The following is a 17416-nucleotide window of genomic DNA, read 5'->3' as shown; positions in this document are numbered from 1 at the left end:
ATCATGTTACTCAGAGGGTTAGTCATCAAATCTACCGGCAATTGGTACCAGGTGATGAGTGGAACTGAAACATATCCATGCAGGATTATTGGAAAATTCAGGCTTAATGACAAAGTACTAACCAACCCGGTCGCAGTAGGTGATGAAGTAGATTTTGAGTTGGAGCGAGAGTCTGATCACGAAAAAAAAGGCGTCATCAAAAAAATATTGCCCAGGAAAAACTATATCACCCGGCAATCACCCAGGCAAAAACATCATCTTCACCTCCTTGCTGCCAATGTGGATCAGGCAATCGTCGTAGTTACTTTAGTGGAGCCCAATCTCAAACAAGGGTTTATCGATCGGTTTTTATTGATGACAGAGCCTCACAATATTCCATGCATCATTGTTTTCAATAAATCTGACTTGTTTGAAGCGGAAGACCTGGAGATTTTCAACGAGTATAAAAATATCTATGAAGGAATCGGTCACCAGGTCATCAAAGTTTCAGCACTGGATGGTGACGGCATAGATACGCTCCGAACATTGCTTAAAGATAAAATCACTTTCATCGGTGGACAAAGTGGCGTCGGCAAATCAACCCTGATCAATGCCATCCAACCCGGTCTCGACCTGCGCACCACGGAAATATCTGATTACAGTGGCAAAGGCACCCATACTACTACTTTTGCGGAAATGCACCCACTACTGCAAGGAGGGATGATCATAGATACACCAGGTATCAAGACACTTTCTTTTAATAACCTGGAGATGATGGATGTGGCTCATAATTTTAAAGAATTTTTTGAATTGGCCAAAGACTGCAAATATAGCGACTGTCTACATCGAAACGAACCAGGCTGCGCAGTAAAAAAAGCCGTGGAAAACAATGCCATTCATTCCAGCCGATATGAAAATTATCTTTCTATTTTAGAAGATATCGAGGATCAAAACTTCTGGGAAAGACATAAGGAAATGTAGAGCACTATCATTTGCTTATGTTTATGCTTATTATTGACCATATTTGTAGGGCTTCTAACTTTTTATTAAAAATCTAACTCTTCATAATGATAAAAAAGTTTGGATATATATTGTTTTGCGGGATACTGTTTTATTTACTCTATGCCTGTAAAGAAAAGTCAAGATCCATTGAATACGAAAAAAATGAACTATTAACGCTGGATCGCCGGATGAGTGCCCTGGCTGAGAAAGAAGGATTTAACCACGCTATCCTTTTTTTTGCTGATGATTCTATCGTAAAATTCAATGAAGGAAAGCTGCCTATCCTGGGCAAAAAATCATACGATTCCTCTTTTGATAAGAGCCATGACACCCATGCAATATCCTGGTATCCCTTAGCTGCAGAAGTCGCTGCTTCGTTTGACCTTGGATATACCTGGGGCAATTGGAAGTATGCTGCCATCGATACCACGATGTATGGAAATTATTTTACGGTATGGAAAAAACAAGCTGACGGAAGTTGGAAAGTAAAGTTGGATGGAGGTAATAATACACCAAAACCCGGATTATTGTGATTATATAGGCAACTAGAATTTGGACACAAGGTATTGAAGTAGCAGCTGCTATTCAAAGTAGTGTTTTATCTACCCTGCTGCTTATAAATATCGTTCCAATTTTCTGCAATAGGGTCTCCTAATTTGCCTTCTGATTTTGCAACGATCATAGCACAGGTAGCATCGCTCGTCACATTGGCCACTGTGCGCAACATGTCTAATGGTCTATCTACTGCGAGTATCAAAGCAACACCAGCTTCTGGTATTCCTGCCTGTGACATGACGATGATCAGCATCAACACGCCGGCTCCGGGCACAGCAGCAGTGCCTATACTGGCCAGGGTCGCAGTAAGTATGATACCCAGCTGTGCTCCTACACTCAGATCCATACCATAAGCCTGCGCAATAAATACTGCTGCTACTGCCTGATATAAGGCGGTACCATCCATATTGATCGTGGCTCCAATGGGCAAGACGAAGCTCGATACATCTTCGTGTACTCCAAGGTGTTCATTGACCCGCTCCATGGTCACGGGCAAAGTAGCTGCACTGGAACTTGTGGAGAAGGCAACCAATTGAGCAGGGGCAAAGTTTTTAAGAAAAAAGAAAGGACTTTTACCAGTAAAAAACTTAACTACCAAAGGGTAAAAAATAAATATCATGAATACCAAGCCTGCTACTACTGTCAGCATATACCCCAGCAAAGCGACAAAAATATCTTTGGAAGGAGAGGCTACAATTAGATTGGCCAATAATGCCATCACACCAAAGGGAGCCGCCAGCATGATCAAATCCACCATTTTCATGACGACGGTATTGATCCCTTCAAAAAATGCTATGACAGGCCTGGACTTATCTTCAGGAATCAGTATCAATCCAATGCCAAAAAAGATCACAAAAAAGATTACTTGCAGCATGCGGCTGTTGCTGGAAGTAGCAGCAAAAACATTGTCCGGAACCATATCAACCAAAGGTTGGAGGGGAGAATATTCTCTTTGTTTTTCTGCATCAGATATTCTGGCTCTAGCTTCTTGCTCATAACTCGCTCTGAGCGATTCCCGATTTTCTTCTTTGATCAGATGCCCGGGCTTGCTGAGGTTTACCGCCAACAACCCTACAGAAACTGCTATTGCGGTAGTGACAAGATAAATACCAAAAGTCTTCAGTCCCATAGAGGAAAGCCTGGAAATATCTTTGAGATCTGTGACTCCTTTGATGAGCGAACCTATAATCAGGGGTACAGCGATCAGTTTTAACAAATTGAGAAAGATGTCACCAAAAGGCTTTATCCAATTTTTTATAAAACTTTCAAATCCCAAATTAGTGGCTAGAATACCAAGGACTAACCCAACCATCATACCAATAAGAATCTTCCAATGCAAGGCTAATTTTTTCACGCAGATAAATTGAATTTTAAAATTTTACAATATAGGATAAAAAAGACAGTATCCGCAGAAACACACTAGGATAAAACATGTCTATCCCCAAAGAAATGTGCAGGTTCATTGCTTACTCTCTGGGTATCTACTATCGCTAATCCTCAGACTTCTGTTCATTGGGAACCAAGACTCTTGTAAAGGATATACGTGATATTTTTTCGCCTCTTTTTCAAAAAGCCGAATGAGTGATTTTAGCTTGCCCGGATATTGAGCTGCGAGATTAGTTATTTCATTAAAATCATGCTTCATATCATACAATTCCCATATATCAGTCTCATAGGATGTACCGTAGATATGATATACTGACGCTTTCCAACCTTCCCGATATAATGCACGATGACTGCCTGATTCAAAATATTGTATGGCGTGCCTGTCTTTTGCATTCTCATTATTGAAAGAATAGACAAAGCTGGTGCCTTCCAGCGGAGCTTGATGGTATCCATTGATAGATTTAGGCATTTGAGCAGCTGTCAATTCTGCCACGGTAGGCCATATATCGATCAGGTGAGTATACTGAGTCCTGATCGTTCCGCGATCATGAATATATCCCGGAGCATGGATGATCATAGGATTGCGGGTACCTCCTTCTGCATTGGCATCAGACTTAAATAATTTAAAGGGTGCATTGGTAGCCTGAGTCCAACCCAGGGGAATATCACCTGTAAAATATTTGGTGCCGATTTCATCGATATGCGCATAGGCTGCATTGATTCTGTCTTCTCCTTTCAAGTCCAGCTGATCCTCTGGGAGACCCGGCAAATCGGCGGTATATTTAGTGGCCCCATTATCTCCTATAATTAGAATGATAATAGTATTTTTCATTTTGCCAATTTGTTCAATATAATCGATCACACGGCCGATTTCGTGGTCCGTTTCTGATAGAAATCCTGCATGAGCCTCCATGGATCTGGCCATGATCCATTGCTCTTTTTGAGTCAGATCATCCCAGGCTTTGATCCCTTGATATCGGGGTGGGAGGATTACTTCTTCAGGTACTATTCCCAATTTTTTTTGATGAACCAACACGGTATCTCTATATCTATCCCAACCCATATCAAATCGGCCCTTGTATAAGTCTATCCAATAGGGATCTACCTGCATGGGTGAATGGACTGCACCGGGTGTGTAAAACAAAAAAAATGGTTTGTCGGGACTGGCATTATTTTGAATCCTTATGTATTCAATGGCTTGATCTGCCAAATAAGTATTGAGATGAAACCCCAGTGAGGTATCGATGGGAGCACGTGTATTTCCGCTCCATAATACCGGGTAATATTGGTCCGTCGCAGACTCGTGAAACCCATAAAAGTAATCAAACCCCCTACCTGTGGGCCACCTATTAAATGGTCCTGCAGCAGATCTTTCTTTGACAGGAGTCAGATGCCACTTTCCTACTGCAAAAGTATTATAGCCATTTTCACGGAGTACCTCTGCCATCGTCGCTTTTTCAAAAGGCATATAACCATCATAACCAGGAGCATCAAAAGCAGTCTCCGTAAAATGTCCCATGTGGACTGAATGATGATTCCTTCCTGTGAGCAAAGCTGCCCTCGACGGAGCACAGATAGCAGTCGTATGAAAATTAGTATACTTCAATCCGTTGCGAGCCAGCTTGTCAAAAGCAGGGGTCTCGGCAAGACCACCAAAAGTACTCGAAGTACTAAATCCCACATCATCCAACATGATCACCACCACATTGGGAGATCCCGGTTTAGCCAGCTGAGTGTAATCATGCTGGTATGCTTTGGTGATAGAATCAAACTTGAGATAGTCCGGCTGATATTTCTTTTCAGGACTATACTGGGCAGATAAGGAGTATGAAAAAAAAAGCAGCACCCAGCAAAAAGATCGTACGACCAAAAAGGCGTTTTTAAATACTTTGTTATTGGTCATACTCATTTCTTAGGTTAAGATGCAAATCCTCTCAGGTCATCCAGATTCCTTCGCAACCAATTTTCGGATGGATAGTATGAGTGCCTGGAGATGGTGTGGATGGCATAGGCCTGTCTTGATCTGCCACTCGTATTGGGCATACTATAGTGCGGCAATAATCCATGCAAAACAATACAAGTACCTTGTTTTACCTCCAGGGGGATCATACCTTCGGTAGTATAAGGCCGATCATCGAAAATGATAGATTCTGTACCTCCACCTTCCTTTCGTTTAAACCATGATCTCAAGCTAGTACGATGTCCACCAGGCATAGCCCAAAGACATCCATTATCAATAGTGGCATCTTCCAAAGCAAACCAAAATCCGATACATGACTCAGGCTCCGTGTATAAAAATGAAGAATCCTGGTGAATATCTACCACCCCACCAATCCTGGCATGTTTTAGTATAAGCATACTCTGGATGAGCAAATAATCATCGAGATTAAGTGCATCAGCCAAAGCTTGTAACTGTGGTGATCTGGAAAACTGATTGAACACAGGATCAAGATCGTGCATGGCATGCCCGATTTTATTGAGCGAATGAAAAAGGTCATTTTTTAAATTACCTTGAGCATCAAAGGCATCCTTTTCAAAGAAAAAAGAAATATTGCCTCCTGAATTGAGAAAATAATCATCACTAGTTCTGGTTTGCTCTGAAGTCTGGAAAACAGACGGATGACCACTATAATCGAAGCCGGCAGCCAACTCGGCTCCCCGCTGCATTAATGATTCGCATTCGACAGGCGTTTTGAACCGATCCAGTACAAGGTAGCCATCTTTCAGAAATTGTTGTTTCACCGGGGACATAAACAGGCGATTAGAAAGCAATCATTAAAAATTATTTAAGGCAAAAATATAATTTGAATTGTAATTAAAGTCGATTAAATAGGTTGGGTGGATACCTACCTGATAATATGGATTCGAAATAGCTCCCTGAACTTGCAGATCATACGGTCATGGTCTTGATAAAAGCACACTTTCATAATATCTTAGTAGGACCGACAGAAGGAACTTTGAATAAGGGTTTACATGCATAAGGGGGAAGTCCCAAAATAAGATCATGGTCGTTTTGGAACTCCATACCGGATATCGATTCTTTGGCCCTCTAATCGTAACAAATCAATGAGCTGTTTTCCACTGACCAATTACATAGTCTGGTAAGGGCAGTATCAAATTGATAGGGATAGTTCGATCCGATAATAAATATGAATGAAATATTATTCAGGCTTAATTATTTACATAACTTTGTACAAATGAAAAATAAAACTCTCTATACGCTACTTTCGCTCTGCTTGATCAGCAATATAATTTTTGCTCAGCAACCAAGCACTGTCCCTGCTGTTTCCCCCATGCCGATGAAACCCGAAATGACAGAATTTTGGGAGCCAGAGGTGCCTGTGATCACTCCCGGTAAAACCCTGGGCGAAGCACCATCTGATGCCATCGTTCTATTTGACGGCAAGAATCTTGATCAATGGGCTATGACAAAGGACGGCAGCCCTGCCAAGTGGGTCGTGAAAAATGGATATTTCGAGGTATTGCCAGGCACTGGGGACCTTCAGACTAAGATGAAGTTTGGAGATTGCCAACTACATATTGAATTTTCTGCACCAGATGTCGTAGAAGGCAACAGCCAGGGCCGAGGTAACAGCGGTATTTTTTTTCAGAACCGATATGAATTGCAAGTGCTGGACTCCTATCATAACAGGACCTATCGCAATGGCCAGGCTGGAAGTATTTATAAAGATCATGCACCACTCGTCAACGTGATGAGAGGTCCACTCGAGTGGAATGCCTACGATGTAGTCTATACTGCCGTGCGCTATAAAGCTGATGGTCGTGTAGATGCTCCGGCGCGCATCACCGTATTTCACAATGGAGTGCTGATTCAGAACAATGTAACGATATCGGGCATCACCGAATACATCGGATTGCATCTTTATCCTGCGGCTCATGGTGACGATGCCATACGCCTTCAGGATCATCATAATCCTACCCAATTCAGAAATATCTGGATCAGGAAACTTTGATTCCTAGGGGTTAAAAACCCTGAGTGGTAATTCTACCTCGCTATTGATTTGTTTCTTATTTCCCTGGGAAGGTCGTTCCTCCCTAGTGGTCTAAACTGATATTTAATCAGCTTATCAGTTCAATATCGTTTGACCCATATTGCAAATAAATGAAATTTTCCAATGAATGACCTGTCCACTATAGTCATGTAGAGGAAAATCAGATCCCAACAACTTGACCGGCCATCTACAGGGAATACATTGATGTTGTTCCTCTCAATGATCAAAAAGGCTGATCAATACCTGGCGGGTAATTGATAAATAGCATTGGGCTCCATCCATGCAAAAGGTCGTGTTCACATTACTTCATTCCAGCCAAAAACTCCACTACATCCCGCATATCTCTTTTAGACATCTTATCTATCATCACCGGCATGCTGGAGGGAATGTTTTTACGGGAAGCAATACGATCTATCGGTATACGTAAAGGCTCTGCACTGGCCGTGATCAAAATCAGTTCTTTTGGTGTCTCCTTGTCGAGCTTACCAAATGCTTCAGTCCCATCCTTAAGTTTGAGGGTGACTACTCCGTAGCCTGGAGCCAGTCTGGCAGTAGGTTCGACCATGGCCTGCAGTATCTGCTGTCGTGTCAAAGTACTGCCTATATGAGACAAATCAGGACCCACATCGCTCCCGGAACCATTAAAACTATGACATTTGACACATTGTGCGGTAGTATTTTCTGTAAAAAACCGATACCCGGCCCGGCGATTTCCACCTTCCAGAGCGGCTGCATATTCATCCATGATACTGGCATGAGACTCCATAGATTTAAGTTTATCCTTGAGACTGGCACTACCAGATTGTTCTACAGTTTCTGCCAGGTCAAGAGCCAGATGAGCCGGCAGTTTTTTACTTTTTTGATCATCCAGCAATTTGGAAAGAATGGATTCTGTTTTGGTCAGTGGCATTTTGGCCAGTGCCCCAATCAACCGCTGCTGTTCATTTGCATTTCCCTTTTTCATCAGATCAGAGACCATTTGAGCTAGCATCGCCGGAGCAAGATCGATTTTATTCATCAGCCCAATCGCGGATGCGCGCATACGTGGACTTTTATCATTCATACCCATCGATATTGCTTCGGCTAATTTGGGATATTGGAGTTGATTCAAAGCATCCAATGCTGCCATTCGTACATCGACCGAATCATTTTTGGACATCAACTTCAGGAGATCATCATTGTGATCATTGATTTTCAACTCCCCTATCAATTTGGATACCGCAATGAGCATTGATGGATGCCCTGAGCTGATTAAAGATCCCAGCACGGGCTTTACCCTGTTGGCAACTGTCGCTGCATCCCTGGTGATCACACCCCGATACCTGCCATCTACCCTGTCTGTCTCACTCGGATTGGCCCAGGTGCCGATAGTAGCCATCGCTTCTCCGGCCAGCACAGGATCCACATCTTTACGCTGGGAGTACGTAAGTAGTCTTTGGAGAGAAGCATCGTCTCCAACCCGGAGATTGGCATTGATCGCTCTTCTCACGATAGGCTCCGAAGTGAACCGGTTTTGTTCCAATAATTTAGCTAATTCAGGCAAGGCATCCGGAATAGATTCGTCATCGTTAATTGCTCTGGCCGCTTCAGCTACAATGTAATCATCCTGATCGATAAGGAAAATTTTAATCAGAGGGCTCTTCAATCTTCGCAATGCCAGCACAGCACCGATACGGGCTGACCGGGAATTATGAGAAGCCAACGAAGCTAGTTTCTCAGCATCTCCTATCCTGGACAAAGCCAGTGCAGCCGCATGTCTAATATACACATCCTGGTCATTATTATCGATCAATACTTTTACCAAATCATCAAATGCACCACTCTGCTTCAATCTGCCCATGGCCTGGCAGGCAAAAAACTTGATACGTGGATTGGAACTTATCAGCTTCGGTTGTATAAGAACACCTGCATCATTGACCTTTTGATCCCCAAGCACTTTGATACTTTGAGCCACGATCTCTTCGTCGGTATCATCAAGCAGGGCTTTGAGGTCTGTAGCATATTTAGATGATCCTGGCTTATTCTTGTCCATCAATATACCCAAGCCCCAGATACCGTGCACGCGTGCCAATTGATTATCCTTCTGCCCGACTACCTTTTTGAATAAATCATAAGATCGATCTCCGCGATTGGCGAGTTCTATCTCTGCCCTTTGGCGGATACGCATGTCTGCATGATATAGATAGGTAGAAAGCAGATCTTCCTTGAGACCTGAAAACTTTTGTTTCATTATACTTGCTACCTCAGCCCTTTCAGACTTCAAATCATTTTTATCCGGAGCCACATCCAATTTCCACACTCTACCATAATTTTTTGTGTTCCAACCATTGACCCAGTCAGCAGCATACAATGCCCCGTCCGTGCCGAAACGGATGCCTGTAGGTAAAATGCCACTTACAAAATCTATATCAGTATTCAATTCAAACGAAGCCCCTTTTGGCTTCAGATCAAAAGACCAAATATGTGATGAAGAAGGATTTCCTACAAATTCTACGAGGAAAAATCGATTGAGCCAATCTTTTCCAAGGGCGGTGCCGGGATTAAAAACCATGCCCGTTGGCCCATTGTGAAAGTTTTGTATAGGTGGTATAATGTAAGCAGCTTGTCCCTCCCATCGGGGTACCGACATTTTTTCATCCATCCACACATGATACCGATTATTTTTTGGATCGGTGTATTTACCATACTGCCAGTTTGATCGCCATCCGGCATCGGCACCTTCGACCACATGCACGAGTCGCTCGCTTTCACCACGGTGATCACCATCATTGTCCGAGGAGATCAGATTGCCATAATTATCGAATACAAATTCATGGGTATTGCGTAACCCTTGGGCATAAACTTCAAAATCGCTACCATCAGGATTGCTTCGTAAGATCATGCCTTCATTGGGATGCGGATAATTATTACCAGCCAGATCGGTGATATTCGCTCCTATATCTCCAATATTCCAGTAGATCTTGCCATCTGGTCCTTCTATAATCCCCGACAGATTATGACCACTAAACCCTATATGTACAGAGTATCCGGTGGAGATAGATGTTTTTTTATCCATGATGCCATCCCCATCGGTATCTTCCATATGCCACACATCTGGACCCACTGTAAGAAACATGTCTTTTTCTCTGACCAGTACTCCTGCCAGGATATCCGTCACTTCGTTATTAAAATCGTTGACTACCCTGGTCGAGATATCAGCCATACCATCACCATTTTGATCACTTAAGCGCCATACTTCTTCTTTTTCTACTGCCAGATCATGCCAGTCATGTAAGCTATCGCCATTGAGATCCGGGAGCCAGCTATTTTCTTTTGATTTTTCCGGAGCAAACTCTCCATGCAGGAAGGTCCTGCGGTCCTCTACACTTTTAAATCCTATGGACCGGGTCATCCACTGTGGATAGCCCCGAATATCGAACTCTGAATTTTTTTGCCTATTGGTCCTGGTCAAATAAATATTATTGTTATGATCGATATCCATGCCTACAGGATCAGGAGCCAGCGAATCGGTAGCCCAAAGGCTGATCTGGATGCCCGGAGCCAGCTTGATGGCTGATTGTGCCATGATCTCTGTCGCCAATTTGAAGGCAGAGACAGAATCCTGGGTAATGGTCAGCAGGTCCGGCTGTGCCTCTTTCGAAGGACCCTCAGAAGTACAACTTATGAATACAAATAGTGTGAGCATAGTGCTGAAATAAAGCGCAAGATTTTTCATGAAAGGAAGTTTGAGTAGAAAGTTGCCAAATGTAGGCAAAAGATTACTAAAAAAGATGCTCAGACTGCTAAATCAAGGAATACGATCAAAAGACCTATTACTATACCATTTTTAATTCGGTTTATTTAATTATTATTACATTCATAAGATGAAAAATTTATTAATTATTACATTTAGCTTATTGGCCTTTTGTTCGCTCTCAGCGCAAAAACTACATAAATTATTTGATGGCAAGACGCTTTCAGGATGGAAAGTGCCTGAAAACAATACTTGTTACTCCGCATCAAAAGGCATCCTTTACATCCAGAGTAATGCCGAGAAAAAAGGCTCTAACCTTTGGACTGAAAAGGAATACAAAAACTTTATATTTCAGACCGACTTCAAAATGGGTGATGGCACTGTCGACTCTGGTGTATTTCTCAGAAGTGAATCTGACCAGATACAAATAGGTATCAGTGGATCGCTCAAACGTGATTTGACAGGATCGCCTTATATACCTGGCCTTCGATATCCGGTAGAAGCTACGGGGGTAGCTCAAATACTTAAACCAAAGGATTGGAACACTATGAAAATACGTGTCGTGGATAAAACCTATACCGTATGGCTCAATGGCAAAATGGTCATGACCTATACCTCAGAAAAAATCCCGGCAATGGGTCCTATCGGCTTACAGTTGCACCCCGGCAATGAGATGAGCATCCAGTACAGAAAAATTAAACTGGCAGAAATTTAATCGCACTTGCCCGCATACTATAGAATCTAAGTCGGTGTAATGAATATAAATGTATCTTGACACGGAGCTGTGATTCATAAAAGCGTAGCTAGTTATAATTGAAGACCTACTAAATTAAATAGCCTGGATCCAATCGATCTTGTTTACCCCGTCACTGCATGAATCCTATTATCAGCAATCTTTTGACTTGTATCGAACTCGAGGAAAAAGAACAGGCCCGGCGGTACAGATTGGATCAAAGCCATACGCTCAAACAATTAAAAGCCGAAGGCCTGGCCATCCAGCCAATAAGAATAGTAAAAAAATATTTCGGTTATGCAGACTACCCTGAACTGAGTTTTAGAATACCATATCCTCAGGAAATAAATATGTTTAAAGATGGGGTAGCTATAGAATGTTTTATAACCGGAGAGGAACCCATCAAAGGAGTACTGATCAACCTGGATGGTAAATCAGGCGAACTGCGATTGTTTGCACCGGATTTCCCAGAATGGATAGAGGACGATGGTTTGGGCATCAAGTTGACTCCGGATACACGCACCACTACCCTTATGACTAAAACTTTAAAGGGTATAGAAGAACGTAAAGACCTCAATCGCCTTTTTTTAAAATTGCATGAAAAAAACATTGAGTCCCCAAAAATATTCCTGAATGAGTCAAACGCACTGCACTTTAAAAATGAAAATCTAAATACGAGTCAAAGACAAGCAGTTAATAAAATAGTCCATAACAAAGACCTGGTCATAGTACATGGTCCACCCGGTACAGGCAAAACCACCACCCTGATAGAAGCTATCCAACAATTAGTATTAGCTGGTGAAAAAGTTTTGGTGACGGCTCCCAGCAATACAGCAGTAGACAATATTTCAAAAGGGCTCATCCTGCAGGGAATAAATCTGCTGAGAGTGGGCAATGCCACCAAGGTCGACCTGGATATATATCTCCATACTCCAGAAGGAAAATTACAGAACAGCGCCCAACAAAAAGAAATCAAAGAATTAAAAAAACGAGCTGAAGAATTCAGGCGAATGGCTTTGAAATATAAACGGAGCTTTGGAAAAGCAGAGCGAGAGCAACGAAATTTATTATTCCTGGAAGTAAAAAATATTCGCCAGGAAATAAAAAGATTACAGCGATATTTTGAGGACAAATTATATGAAGAAGCTTCCGTCGTAGCCGGCACACCGATAGGCATCTATGATTCATCCTCCAAATGGGAAAAATTTAGCACCTTAGTCATGGACGAAGCAGGACAATGTCTCGAACCACTCGCCTGGTGTGTTTTTCCATTTGCGGAAAAAATAGTCCTGGCAGGAGATCACTTTCAGCTTCCACCTACGGTGCTTAGTCAGGAGGCTACCAGGCTTGGATTTGACCGGTCTATCTTAGAAGTGGCGATAAAAAATCATCCTCATGCAGAAATATTAGATACTCAATACAGGATGAAGGCTTCCATAGCCGGATTTAGCAGCGAATATTTTTACAATGGACTTTTATTGTCTGCTCCCCATCTTCAGGACATTGCTATCCATATTACCTTCATCGACACCGCCGGAGCAGGATATAATGAAAAAGCAGGTATGGACGGCATGAGTTTGCAAAATGAAGGTGAAATAAATATTGTCCACCAATTGTTTGAACAAGAACAATTGGATAAAAAACATACCGCCATAATTTCCCCATATTCAGGCCAGGTATCTTTAGCTAAAGAGCGACTTCAATCTACCGTGAGGATAAGTACTATCGATAGTTTTCAAGGACAGGAAAAAGAAAATATCATTCTGTCCTTGGTACGAAGCAATGAGCAGGGCGAGATAGGATTTCTAAAAGACTATCGTCGCATGAATGTCGCTATCACCAGAGCCAAAGAAAGGCTTTATGTCATAGGTGACAGTGCTACCATAGGTAATGATCCTTTTTACGCATTGTTTCTCGAATATGTGGAGCGCCATGGAGCATATCGGACTGCCTGGGAATTTGAGTTGTGATACCTGCTTTGTATATCAATATTTACATTCATTCTAGAGTAATAGCCCGAAGACTTTATTATCAACGGGGTCATGTAAAAAAATAAATAATGGCCAGACAAGAGATGCCAGAATAAACACTAAATCCAGATAAAGTTTAAAACCAAAAACGAAACTAAAATACAATAAGTCGGGATAATTGATGAACCAGCAGTGATTGTGGGCGAGCATATTCCATCAAATTATTATTTTTATCATTCCTATTCCTGTTTTAGCCAATATGACTTATCAATGCTTACTCCAAAGGATTAAATCTGTCATCAGAATTATTTTTCTGTGGGTGCTCTGCAACGGTATATTTATTCCTTCAGGCTATGGTCAGTCTACAAAGATGATTGATAGTTTGAGGCAGGCATTTCGTCTTGAGCAGGATCCTATAAAAAAATCAGATATCTATTATGACCTTGCCTTTGAACTGGAAAATCAAGATTTAGAGCTTATCCCTGCTTATGCTGATACGCTTGAAGAGATGTCAAAGAAATCCTTATATCTGAAAGGGGCAGCCAGAGCTTATAGTCTTAGGGGGTTTTACCAAAGTGAAAAAGGCAACTATGATTCTGCTATTGCTATCTACCGCCACGAGCTGCCGCTACGGATTCAAATGAAAGATTCGCTTGGAATCGCCAGGGTGTATAATTTTTTTGGTACCAATTTTAAAGAACAATATAAGTCTGACTCAGCTATACATTACCTGATCAAAGCTACTGAAATCAACGAAACCCTTAAAGAATACAAAAATGTAGCCTCGGGTTATGCCAATATCGGCAACCTTTTTGCTGATCTCAAATTACATGACAAATCCATCGAATACTTAAAGAAAGCTTTAAACATAAGACTTACACATGGAGATGAGAAGGGAGCAGTTTTTACTTACAATAATCTTGCAGTCGCCTTTGGCTCAGACGACCAAACAGACTCAGCACTTTTCTATTATCAAAAAGGGATAGACCTGGCACTCAAGTATGACAATTTTTTTGTGGCTGGCGTAATTCAAGGTGGGATGAGTGAGTTGTATAATAATCAAAGTAAATATGCAGAAGCCATACGCTCTTCGGAGAAATCTTTAGAATTACTAACTAAAGTCAATCGCAAAGCCAATATGGTCTATCCATATATCAATCTGGCCAGCTCCTATAATTTATTAAAACAACCAAAGAAAGCGCTCCAATATGCAGAGGCTGGATACAAAATAATGCAAGAACTCAAACTGCTTTCACCCATAGAAGTATATTATGAGCAATTTGCTTTAGCTCACGAGCTCTTGGGCAATGACAAGGAATCCCTAAGCTGGTATAAAAAATTTGTAGCTATAGATGATTCGTTATATAAAGCTGACAATACCAAATCCCTGGCCGAAGCTGAAGCTAAATATCAAAATCAAATCAAGGAAACTTCTATAGCCCTTCAAAAACTCGAACTCAACACCCAAGCAAATAAACTTTTTAAGCAGAAAACTTGGATTACAGGATTGATTTCGGGTTTGTTAGGTCTTGTATTGTTTAGTACTTTATATTTTCACCGATTCAGGTTAAAGAAAAGACTGAACTGGACGCAGCAATCATTCAGGAACAGAAACAGGGGCTCAATGCCGTCATAGCTGCCCAGGAAGAAGAACGAAAACGCATCGCTAAAGATCTGCATGATGGTATAGCTCAGGAACTCGTAGCTCTCAAATTAGGTGTGAGCCTTGTTGCCCAAAAAATTAAATCCAATGCAACCATCACTCCGGAAAAAATAGACCAGATCTCCCGTCAACTGGACGACACCACCAAAGAAGTAAGAAACCTCGCGCACACGATGGTCCCTCCTACGCTTGAACAGAAAGGATTGGCGCCTACTTTAGAATTATTATTGGACAATACCCTAAAAAATGCAGGGGTAGATTACAAAATTTCAATCGATGGGATCACCACAGGACTAAACGATAAAATCAATATAGGTATCTATCGCATCGCTCAGGAAATGATCAATAATATCATCAAGCATTCACAGGCAAAAAATGTTTTATTTATCCTGGCTTTGACCGGCAACCAGCTTACACTCCAGGTTCAGGACGATGGGCTAGGCTTTAAAGAAGATGAGCTAAAAAATAAAACCAGCATGGGTATACTGAATATAGTGAGCCGAGTAGCTACTTTGGGGGGGAGTTATAAATTTGAAAACATTCAACCACACGGCACGAATAGTACCATCACGATCCCTATCGAACAAAAATAAATGGAAACCAAGCTACCTGAACCTAAAATCAAAATATTTGTGGCGGATGACCACCAATTAGTTCGTGAAGGGCTGGTCGCCTTGTTAGAAACGGTCGATCACTTTGACCTCATCGGAACAGCGGTCAATGGCCAGGATCTCGTACATCAGTTACGCTTTGGTGTCAAGCCTCATGTAGTCCTCGCAGATCACGATATGCCACAGCTTACCGGATTAGAAGCGCTTCAAATCATTAAAAAAGATTTTATTGGCATAAAATTTATCCTGCTCACCATGATGCAATCCAGAGAATTGATTGAGTCCTGTTTACAGCATGATGTGGATGGATTTCTTTACAAAAACTCATCGCTAGATGAATTAGTGACCGCTATAACGATGGTAGCCAGGGGACAAAAATACTTTACCGGAGAAGTTACGATGGCACTTGCTCATAAGACTCCGGTCTCTGCAAATCCTGAACTCACCAAGCTCTCAGAAAGGGAGATAGAAATACTAAAACTGGTAGCCAAAGGTCTATCCTCTACCGCCATTGGACATCAACTGTATATCAGTCCGCGTACAGTAGATACTCATCGCAACAATATTATTCAAAAACTGGAGGTGAATGGCATCGCCGGCTTGACACAATTTGCGATTAAAAATAAATTGATTTGATAAAAATGAAAAAAAGTAGATATTGAAAAAAAATTCCTTTTATCATCTTATTAAATATTAGTTTTTTTTACCTTTAAAGAAAAAAGTTTAAGTATAGTGAACTAAACTATGTAGGGCCCATGAATATTAACCCAAAAAATCATTTAATTTAAAAAACCATGGCAAAGACTTTAAAATGGATCGGGATTTCTCTCGTCGGCTTAGCTATAGTTATTAGCGCTGCTATTTTTTATCTAAAATCAAAATTTGAAAATCTAGCAGGGCGTATCTATACCCCAAAGGTTGAAGCAATCACTATACCAGGTGATAGTGCATCTATTGAAAGAGGCAAGGTGTTATCAGTTGAGTGCAGAACTTGTCATGGACATGATCTGGCAGGAAGTGATTTTTTTAATGACCCAATGATCGGATACATGTCCAGTCCAAACCTTACCCGGGCTCTAGGAAGCGCAACAGAAAAATACTCCGACCTCGATTACGTACGGACACTACGCCACGCACTTAATCCTACTGGAAGAACCTTGATGGTGATGCCGTCAGAAAATATTGGCCAGATGAGTGACCAAGACCTTGGCTGCCTTATAGCATATCTAAAAACGGTAGATCCTATTGAAAAAAAGCAGGGACCTACTAATTTTACATTCACTGCTAAGGTGATGGCTGGTGCCGGCATGTTTGGCAATTTATACCCATACGATGTCATTGATCACGATGCAGTCCATCATATTTCAGCACCTAATATTTCTACTGATCCTGCTTATGGTGAATACTTCTCTAAATTTATAGGATGCAAATCGTGTCATGGTGCCCAATTAAATGGAGGTATATCTCCTGACCCTGTTTCGCCTCCAGCTCCAAATATTACTGGCGGCGGAAATCTAGGCAAATGGACTGTCACCCAATTTGTGGAGACCATGCGCAACGGCAAGACTCCCGAAGGCAAGGTGTTGAAAGCGGAGTTTATGCCCTGGCCCGGCATCGCAGCCCACAGTGAGGTTGAACTCGAAGGATTATATAATTATCTTAAGTCATTACCGGCATTGCCTACCGATCCTGGAGTACAGAAAAAGATGGACAAACTGGCTTCATCAACCCAAGAATAAACAACCACTCTGTCGGAGTGTCGTTATCTTCA

At 41.7% G+C, this 17416-nt stretch carries 13 protein-coding genes; 9 read left to right on the top strand and 4 right to left on the bottom strand.

Annotated elements, in window-relative coordinates; translation table 11 throughout:
• The first annotated feature begins 3 nt into the window (after window positions 1–3).
• A complete protein-coding gene (rsgA, locus tag IPJ09_18985; protein ID MBK7373478.1) occupies window positions 4–960 on the top strand; it encodes a ribosome small subunit-dependent GTPase A in 957 nt (318 codons plus the stop codon).
• Window positions 961–1046: 86 nt separating this feature from the next.
• A complete protein-coding gene (locus tag IPJ09_18980) occupies window positions 1047–1514 on the top strand; it encodes a hypothetical protein (protein ID MBK7373477.1) in 468 nt (155 codons plus the stop codon).
• A gap of 65 nt (window positions 1515–1579) precedes the next feature.
• On the opposite strand, the gene IPJ09_18975 is transcribed toward IPJ09_18980, so the two are convergent.
• The 3 genes from IPJ09_18975 to IPJ09_18965 form a co-directional block, all read right to left on the bottom strand.
• Entirely contained in the window at window positions 1580–2890 is a 1311-nt protein-coding gene (locus tag IPJ09_18975) for a dicarboxylate/amino acid:cation symporter (protein MBK7373476.1), read from the bottom strand.
• Between the two features lie 105 nt (window positions 2891–2995).
• Window positions 2996–4825 carry an arylsulfatase gene (locus IPJ09_18970; GenBank protein ID MBK7373475.1) on the bottom strand — a complete coding sequence of 610 codons (1830 nt, stop codon included), beginning with the start codon at window positions 4823–4825 and terminating at the stop codon, window positions 2996–2998.
• Between the two features lie 14 nt (window positions 4826–4839).
• Window positions 4840–5673: a phytanoyl-CoA dioxygenase family protein gene (locus IPJ09_18965; GenBank protein ID MBK7373474.1), complete on the bottom strand. Its 834-nt coding sequence runs from the start codon at window positions 5671–5673 to the stop codon at window positions 4840–4842.
• Between the two features lie 446 nt (window positions 5674–6119).
• Between IPJ09_18965 and IPJ09_18960 the strand changes: the two genes are divergently transcribed.
• The gene (locus tag IPJ09_18960) at window positions 6120–6896 is read left to right on the top strand and encodes a DUF1080 domain-containing protein (protein MBK7373473.1); all 777 of its coding nucleotides are present in this window, start codon (window positions 6120–6122) and stop codon (window positions 6894–6896) included.
• Window positions 6897–7236: 340 nt separating this feature from the next.
• Here the strand turns inward: IPJ09_18960 and IPJ09_18955 are convergent, their stop codons facing one another.
• On the bottom strand, window positions 7237–10650 hold the full coding sequence (locus IPJ09_18955; GenBank protein ID MBK7373472.1) for a HEAT repeat domain-containing protein: 3414 nt from the start codon (window positions 10648–10650) through the stop codon (window positions 7237–7239).
• Between the two features lie 148 nt (window positions 10651–10798).
• Between IPJ09_18955 and IPJ09_18950 the strand changes: the two genes are divergently transcribed.
• The 6 genes from IPJ09_18950 (at window position 10799) to IPJ09_18925 (ending at window position 17384) form a co-directional block, all read left to right on the top strand.
• Window positions 10799–11383, top strand: a complete 585-nt coding sequence (locus tag IPJ09_18950; protein MBK7373471.1) for a DUF1080 domain-containing protein — start codon at window positions 10799–10801, stop codon at window positions 11381–11383.
• 158 nt (window positions 11384–11541) lie between these two features.
• Window positions 11542–13371: an AAA family ATPase gene (locus tag IPJ09_18945; protein MBK7373470.1), complete on the top strand. Its 1830-nt coding sequence runs from the start codon at window positions 11542–11544 to the stop codon at window positions 13369–13371.
• Between the two features lie 319 nt (window positions 13372–13690).
• Window positions 13691–15007 carry a tetratricopeptide repeat protein gene (locus IPJ09_18940; GenBank protein MBK7373469.1) on the top strand — a complete coding sequence of 439 codons (1317 nt, stop codon included), beginning with the start codon at window positions 13691–13693 and terminating at the stop codon, window positions 15005–15007.
• Complete coding sequence (locus IPJ09_18935; protein MBK7373468.1) at window positions 14920–15627, top strand: sensor histidine kinase; 708 nt, start codon at window positions 14920–14922, stop codon at window positions 15625–15627. Before IPJ09_18940 ends, IPJ09_18935 begins: the two co-directional genes overlap by 88 nt.
• The gene (locus IPJ09_18930) at window positions 15628–16281 is read left to right on the top strand and encodes a response regulator transcription factor (protein ID MBK7373467.1); all 654 of its coding nucleotides are present in this window, start codon (window positions 15628–15630) and stop codon (window positions 16279–16281) included.
• A gap of 158 nt (window positions 16282–16439) precedes the next feature.
• Window positions 16440–17384 carry a c-type cytochrome gene (locus IPJ09_18925; protein MBK7373466.1) on the top strand — a complete coding sequence of 315 codons (945 nt, stop codon included), beginning with the start codon at window positions 16440–16442 and terminating at the stop codon, window positions 17382–17384.
• Window positions 17385–17416: the final 32 nt, after the last annotated feature.

The sequence above is a fragment of the Saprospiraceae bacterium genome (assembly GCA_016709995.1).
Taxonomy (GTDB): Bacteria; Bacteroidota; Bacteroidia; order Chitinophagales; family Saprospiraceae; genus JADJLQ01.
This window is presented reverse-complemented; position numbering and strand designations above follow the sequence as displayed.